This window comes from Dorea sp. AM58-8 (assembly GCF_003464045.1).
Classification (GTDB): domain Bacteria; phylum Bacillota; class Clostridia; order Lachnospirales; family Lachnospiraceae; genus Claveliimonas; species Claveliimonas ammoniilytica.
Genome location: NZ_QSDM01000018.1, coordinates 43,833 through 51,413 on the forward strand (window position 1 = coordinate 43,833; position 7,581 = coordinate 51,413).

Consider the following 7,581-nt stretch of genomic DNA (forward strand, 5'->3'; position numbering starts at 1 on the left):
CTGTACTTTCAGTAGTTGAAATGATTGAATTGGATGAAGGTTAGTGGTACAATAAAATAGTTATTTTATAGAATTAATGAAAACGAGGAGTTACCAATATGGGCTTATTACAAAAGTTGTTTGGAACACATAGTGAAAATGAATTAAAGCGAATTTATCCTATCGTGGATCGCATAGAAGCACTGGAGCCGGAGATGCAGAAGCTGTCGGATGCAGAGCTTCGGGACAAAACCCGTGAATACAAAGAACGTTATGCAGAAGGAGAGTCTTTGGATGCCTGCTTCCAGAGGCGTACGCGACGGTGAGAGAGGCGTCTGTCAGAGTACTTGGCATGCGTCATTTCCGTGTACAGTTAGTCGGCGGTGTCGTTCTTCATCAGGGACGTATTGCTGAGATGAAGACTGGTGAAGGTAAGACACTGGTATCTACCTTCCGGCATATCTGAATGCATTGACAGGAGAAGGCGTACATATCGTTACGGTCAATGACTATCTGGCAAAGCGTGACTCAGAGTGGATGGGACAGGTACATGAATTTCTGGGACTGACAGTCGGCGTAGTACTGAACAGTATGGACAAAGAAGAACGTCGTGCTGCTTATAACTGCGACATTACTTACGTAACAAATAACGAACTCGGATTTGATTATCTGAGAGATAACATGGTCATTTACAAGGAACAGCTGGTACAGCGCGGCATGAAGTTTGCTGTTATCGATGAGGTCGACTCTGTATTGATCGATGAAGCACGTACACCACTGATCATTTCCGGACAGAGCGGCAAGTCAACGAAGCTTTATGAAGCATGTGACATTCTTGCAAGACAGATGGAAAAAGGTGAAGCCAGCGGAGAGTTCTCCAAGATCAACGCCATCATGGGAGAAGAGATTGAGGAAACCGGAGACTTTATCGTAGATGAGAAGGAAAAGAACATCAACCTGACAGAAGATGGTGTGAAGAAGGTAGAGAAGTTCTTCCATCTGGACAATCTGGCTGATCCGGAGAACCTGGAAATCCAGCATAATATTATCCTGGCACTCCGTGCGCATAACCTGATGTTCCGTGACCAGGATTATGTGGTTAAGGATGATGAAGTACTGATCGTAGATGAATTTACCGGACGTATCATGCCGGGACGCCGTTATTCTGATGGTCTGCATCAGGCGATTGAGGCGAAGGAACATGTAAAGGTGAAACGTGAGAGTAAGACGCTGGCGACCATTACATTCCAGAATCTGTTTAATAAATACGAGAAGAAGAGTGGTATGACAGGTACCGCGCTGACAGAGGAGAAGGAGTTCCGTGAGATCTACGGAATGGACGTTGTAGAAATCCCGACCAATAAGCCGGTCATCCGTCAGGATCTGGATGATGCCGTATATAAGACGCAAAAGGAAAAATACAGAGCAGTCTGCGATGCAGTAGAAGAAGCACATGCCAAAGGACAGCCGGTGCTGGTTGGTACGATCACGATCGAGGTATCGGAACTTCTGAGTGGTATGCTGAAGCGAAGAGGTGTACAGCATAATGTATTGAATGCCAAGTTTCATGAGATGGAAGCTGAGATTGTAGCGCAGGCAGGTCAGCATGGAGCGGTAACGATCGCTACTAATATGGCCGGTCGTGGTACGGATATTAAGCTGGACGATGCGGCAAGAAAGGCTGGCGGTCTTAAGATCATCGGTACAGAGCGTCATGAGTCCAGACGTATTGACAATCAGCTCCGTGGACGTGCCGGACGACAGGGAGATCCGGGTGAATCCAGATTCTACATTTCTCTGGAAGATGATCTGATGCGTTTGTTTGGTTCTGAACGTCTGATGAGCGTGTTTAATGCACTTGGTGTAGAAGATGGCGAACAGATTGAGCATAAGATGTTATCCAGTGCAATTGAGAAGGCGCAGGAGAAGATTGAGAATAACAACTTTGGTATTCGTAAGAACCTGTTGGAATATGACCAGGTAATGAATGAGCAGAGAGAGATCATCTACTCTGAGAGAAAGAAGGTCCTGGACGGCGAGAGTATGCGTGATTCTATCATCCATATGATCACAGAATATGTGGAGAATCTGGTAGACAGTGATATTCCTGCAGATGCAGATCCGGAAGACTGGGATTTGGTGAACTTTAATGTAAGCCTCTGTAATGTGATCCCGATGAAGCCGGTTGCACCGGAAGAAGTTAAGGATATGAATGCTAAGAAGCTGAAGCATATGCTGAAAGAGCGTGCGGTGAAGCTGTATGAGCAGAAAGAAGCAGAGTTCCCGGAACCAGAGCATATCCGTGAACTGGAGCGAGTGGTTCTTCTGAAGGTTATCGATAATAAATGGATGGATCATATCGATGACATGGATCAGCTGCGTCAGGGTATTGGATTGCAGGCATATGGTCAGAGAGATCCGAAGGTTGAGTACAAGATGATCGGATATGAGATGTTTGATGAGATGACAAGAGCAATTTCTGCTGATACGATCCGTGCATTATACCGTGTGAAGATCGAGCAGAAAGCAGAACGCGAAGAAGTAGCCAAGGTAACCGGTACGAATAAGGATGAAAGTGCCGTACGTGCACCGAAAAAGCGTGAGAATAAGAAAATCTATCCAAATGATCCATGTCCATGTGGAAGTGGTAAAAAGTATAAACAGTGCTGCGGACGTAAATAAACGTCCCGGTATTTCATGTATTTAAGTAGAAAGAGGTGATAGTGTGGTAGAACTGGACCAGTATAAAGGACGGCTCAGTGCTTACGAGAGCCCACTTGCTGAAATGAGGGATTCACTTTGACATCCCTGGAAAGAAACAGAGGATTGAAGAATTAGAACGTAAGATGGAAGAACCGGGATTCTGGGATGAACCGGAAGTAAGCCAGAAGATTATGAAGGAGCTCAAAGACCTGAAAGATCAGGTGGAGACAGTGGGACATCTGGAACAGAGCTATGAAGATATTGGATTGTTGATTGAGATGGCGTATGAGGAAGAAGACCAATCGGTACTTCCTGAGATAGAAGAAGAGCTGAATGCATTTGAAGAGGGTTATGAGAGCCTGCGCATCCAGACACTTCTGTCGGGCGAATATGATAAGTATAATGCAATTGTAACACTTCATGCAGGAGCTGGCGGAACGGAGTCCTGTGACTGGGCGAGCATGCTGTACCGTATGTACAGCAGATTTGCAGAGCGCAAAGGATTCGGTGTGAAGGTGCTGGACTTTCTGGAAGGAGATGTGGCAGGGATTAAAACGGTTACGTTTGAGGTCAGTGGTGAGAATGCCTATGGATATTTTAAGTCTGAAAAAGGTGTACACCGCCTGGTGCGTATTTCGCCATTTAATTCTGCAGGAAAGAGACAGACATCATTTGCATCCTGTGATGTGATTCCGGATATTGAGGATAATATTGATGATATTGAACTCAGTGATGATGAACTGAAGATCGATACCTATCGAGCCAGTGGAGCGGGTGGTCAGCATGTCAATAAGACATCATCGGCAATCCGTATCACGCATCTGCCGACAGGAATTGTGGTACAGTGCCAGAATGAACGCTCACAGCATCATAACCGTGATAAGGCAATGCAGATGCTGAAAGCGAAGTTAAAGCTTCTGAAAGAGCAGGAGCAGGCGGATAAGGTGTCAGATATCCGTGGTGAGATCAAAGAGATCGGATTTGGCAATCAGATCCGTTCATACGTTATGCAGCCGTATACGTTGGTGAAGGATCACCGGACAGGTGCGGAGAGCAGCAACGTTGGCGCAGTGCTGGACGGAGCATTGGAACCATTTATTAATGCTTTTTTACAGGAACAGAGGAAAGGGTAGAAGATATGGCAAAGATAGCAGTGCTTGGATATGGAACAGTAGGATCCGGAGTCTATGAGGTACTCCGTGCCAACCGTGAAGTGATCGCACAGAGAGCAGGAGAAGAACTGGAAGTAAAATATGTACTGGATCGGAAAGATTTTCCGGGAGATCCGGCACAGGAGTTAATCACTCATGATTTTGAAGAGATCATAAATGACGAAGAAGTTCAGATCATTGTAGAAGTGATGGGTGGTATTGAACCGGCTTATACATTTGTAAAGAGAAGTCTTCTGGCAGGAAAGAATGTTGTTACTTCGAATAAGGCACTGGTAGCAAAGCATGGCGCAGAGCTGATCCGTGTTGCAAAAGAGCAGAATGTGAATTTCTTCTATGAAGCAAGTGTGGGTGGAGGCATTCCAATCCTCAGAAGCTTGTATGAATCTCTGACCGGAGACGTGATCGAAGAGATTGTGGGAATTCTGAATGGAACAACTAACTATATGATGACTAAGATGTTTTATGAAGGCGCCGGATACGATGATGTCTTAAAAGAGGCACAGGACAATGGATTTGCAGAGCGTAATCCGGAGGCAGATGTGGAAGGCTATGACGCCTGCCGTAAGATTGCAATCCTGGCGTCTATTATTTCCGGTAAGCAGGTAGATTTTGAAGACCTTTACTGTGAAGGTATTACGAAAGTAACAGTAGAAGATATGCAGTATGCAAAGGTAATGGGAAGAACGGTGAAGCTTCTTGCAACATGCAAGAGACATGGTGAGACGCTTAGTGCCATGGTATCTCCGTGTCTCCTGAGTCAGGCTCATCCACTGTTCAGTGTTAACGGAGTCTTTAATTCAGTATTTGTACATGGCAATATGCTGGGCGATGCGATGTTTTACGGAAGTGGCGCAGGCAAGCTTCCAACGGCCAGTGCTGTAGTTGGTGATATAGTCGAAGCAGTTAAGAATATCGGTCATAACCTTGGCTATGGATGGAGCGAGGAGAAACTTCAAATTCAGAAACAGGAAGAAGTTGAGCATCGTTTCTTTGTGCGTATCAAAGGTAAGAAAGAAGAACTTCAGCAGAAACTGGAAGCATCCTTCGGAATGCTACAGTATGTTGAAGTTCCGGAGATTGCTGGAGAGTTCGGATTTGTGACAGAATCCATGAAAGAGGGCTTATATGAGAAAAAAGTGTCTGATTATACAGAAGATATTATCAGCATGATTCGCGTGGAGGACTAGTTTATGAAATATATCATCGTGTTAAGTGACGGAATGGCAGGAAGATCGCTGGAGGAATTGGGCGGTAAGACAACGCTGGAAGCTGCTGATACACCGAATTTTGACCGCCTTGCAGAGAAAGCGGAGATCGGACTGGCATCTATGGTGCCGGAAGGAATGGCACCGGGAAGTGATACTGCCAATCTGTCAGTAATGGGATATGATCCGAAGATTTATTATACCGGAAGATCACCGTTAGAAGCACTCAGTATCGGTGTAGATATGGCAGCAGATGATGTGTCGTTCCGCTGTAATCTTGTGACACTGACGGAAGATGGTGGTGCTTACGAAGATCAGAAGATCATCGATCATAGTTCCAGTGAGATCAGTACCGAAGATTCTACCGTTTTGTTAGAGGCATTAAAAGAAGGCCTGAAAAGAGAAGGTTATGAATTCTACGCAGGTACCAGTTACCGTCATCTTCTGATCTGGAAACATGGTAAAGTGTTAGAGCTTACGGCGCCGCATGATATCCTGACAAAGACCGTTGGAGAATACCTGCCGAAGGATTCAGTACTTCTTGACATGATGAAGAAGAGCTATGAGATATTGAAAGATCATCCGATCAATGTAGAGCGTAAGAAGCAGGGACTGAACCCGGCTAATTCTGCATGGTTCTGGGGTGCAGGTACCAGACCGGCACTTGCATCATTTGAAGAAAAGACCGGCAAAAAGGGTGTGATGATCTCGGCGGTGGATCTGTTGAAAGGAATTGCAGTCGGTGCAGATATGGATCGTATTATCGTAGAAGGTGCCAATGGTGGACTGCATACCAATTATGAGGGCAAAGCAGATGCGGCAATCCACGCATTGTTAGAGGATGGTTATGATTTTGCTTATGTACATGTAGAAGCACCGGATGAGATGGGACACATGGGTTCTATGACGGATAAGATTACAGCGATTGAGAATGTGGACGGTCGTGTTGTGGCAAGGATCACGGAAGCAATGGACCGGTCGGGAGAAGATTACAGACTAATGATACTTCCGGATCATCCGACGCCGATCTGTGTGAGAACACATACATCTGAGCCGGTTCCGTATATGATTTACGACAGTAGAAAGGCAATTGACGGAATTTATACATATAATGAAAAAGAAGCAGCAAAGAGCACATGCATCTGGAAGGATGGTTATCGATTGATCGATCATCTTCTGGAATGCTAAGGAGGAGCTATGTTAATTGTAAAGAAGTTTGGCGGAAGTTCTGTGGCTAATAAAGAAAGAATATTTCGCGTGGCAGAGAGGTGCATCGAAGATTATAGAGCCGGTCATGATGTAGTAGTAGTATTGTCAGCAATGGGAGATACGACCGATGATCTGATCGCTATGGCACATAGCATTCATGCTAATCCAAAGAAAAGAGAGTTGGATATGCTCCTGACCACAGGAGAACAGGTATCCGTATCCCTGATGGCTATGGCTATGCAGAGCCTGGATGTACCTGCAGTATCGCTGAATGCGTTTCAGGTGCAGATGCATTCTACAGAACGGTATGGCAATGCAAGATTCAAGAGGATTGATACAGATCGTATTACCCACGAGCTGGATTCACGAAAGATTGTAATCGTGACTGGTTTTCAGGGCGTTAATAAATATGATGATCTGACGACACTTGGCCGAGGTGGATCTGATACCACAGCAGTGGCACTGGCAGCAGCGTTACATGCTGACAGGTGTGAGATATTTACGGATGTCGACGGTGTCTACACAGCTGATCCGAGAATCGTAAAGAATGCGATGAAACTGGATGAAGTGACCTATGATGAGATGCTGGAGTTAGCCTCTCTTGGAGCGAAAGTCTTACATAACAGATCAGTGGAAATGGCTAAAAAATACGGCGTAGAGCTGGTGGTAAGATCCAGCCTGAACCGTTCAGAAGGTACAGTGATCAAGGAGAAAGTCAAAATGGAAAAAATGTTAATCACAGGCGTTGCAGCCGACACGAATACTGCAAGAATCTCAGTGATCGGAGTAGACGATCAGCCGGGAACTGCATTCCGCATTTTCAATACACTTGCAAAGAATAATATGAACGTAGATATCATCCTGCAGTCAGTGGGACGAGATGGAACTAAGGATATTTCATTTACTGTATCCGAGGATGATCTGGATGATGCAATCCATATTCTGGAGGATCACAAAGAAGCACTGACGATTAAAGAAATCACAAGCAATAGAGATGTGGCTAAGATTTCTGTAGTCGGTGCCGGTATGATGAGTAATCCTGGTGTGGCTGCTAAGATGTTCGAGACTCTCTATAATGCGAGAATTAACATCAATATGATTGCTACATCTGAGATCCGTATTACAGTACTGGTTGACAAAAAGGATGTAGAGAAAGCATTGAATGCTGTACACGACGGATTTGCCGGACAGCTGGAATAAAGAAAAGGGGCTGTCGGTTAATGGCAGTTCTAAACGGGGGAGGCAGATGAATCGAAATGATTCATCTGTCTCCCCTAAATTTTATCTATAAAAAGAGAAAAAGGTGGCTAATA

The 7,581-nt window shown here is 45.1% G+C and carries 4 protein-coding genes and 1 pseudogene; all 5 read left to right on the plus strand.

What is annotated here, in order from left to right:
* The first annotated feature begins 98 nt into the window (after positions 1-98).
* The 5 genes and pseudogenes from secA (at position 99) to DXA18_RS12285 (ending at position 7,468) form a co-directional block, all read left to right on the plus strand.
* A pseudogene (secA, locus tag DXA18_RS12265) lies at positions 99-2,661 on the plus strand (preprotein translocase subunit SecA).
* Positions 2,662-2,704: 43 nt separating this feature from the next.
* Positions 2,705-3,815 (plus strand): peptide chain release factor 2 gene (gene prfB / locus DXA18_RS12270; RefSeq protein ID WP_118384137.1). Its coding sequence is split into 2 segments (ribosomal slippage): positions 2,705-2,779 and positions 2,781-3,815, totalling 1,110 coding nucleotides; the frame shifts between segments, so codons are not numbered across the junction.
* 5 nt (positions 3,816-3,820) lie between these two features.
* Positions 3,821-5,041: a homoserine dehydrogenase gene (locus tag DXA18_RS12275; protein ID WP_118384138.1), complete on the plus strand. Its 1,221-nt coding sequence runs from the start codon at positions 3,821-3,823 to the stop codon at positions 5,039-5,041.
* A gap of 3 nt (positions 5,042-5,044) precedes the next feature.
* Complete coding sequence (locus DXA18_RS12280; protein WP_118384139.1) at positions 5,045-6,247, plus strand: cofactor-independent phosphoglycerate mutase; 1,203 nt, start codon at positions 5,045-5,047, stop codon at positions 6,245-6,247.
* Between the two features lie 9 nt (positions 6,248-6,256).
* A complete protein-coding gene (locus DXA18_RS12285; RefSeq protein ID WP_118384140.1) occupies positions 6,257-7,468 on the plus strand; it encodes an aspartate kinase in 1,212 nt (403 codons plus the stop codon).
* Positions 7,469-7,581 lie beyond the last annotated feature (113 nt).

What these genes read in the sequence shown, in the direction of transcription:
- DXA18_RS12280 (WP_118384139.1), top strand. Translation starts at nt 5,045, where the DNA reads ATGAAATATATCATCGTGTTAAGTGACGGAATGGCAGGAAGATCGCTG.
- DXA18_RS12285 (WP_118384140.1), top strand. Translation starts at nt 6,257, where the DNA reads ATGTTAATTGTAAAGAAGTTTGGCGGAAGTTCTGTGGCTAATAAAGAA.
- DXA18_RS12275 (WP_118384138.1), top strand. Translation starts at nt 3,821, where the DNA reads ATGGCAAAGATAGCAGTGCTTGGATATGGAACAGTAGGATCCGGAGTC.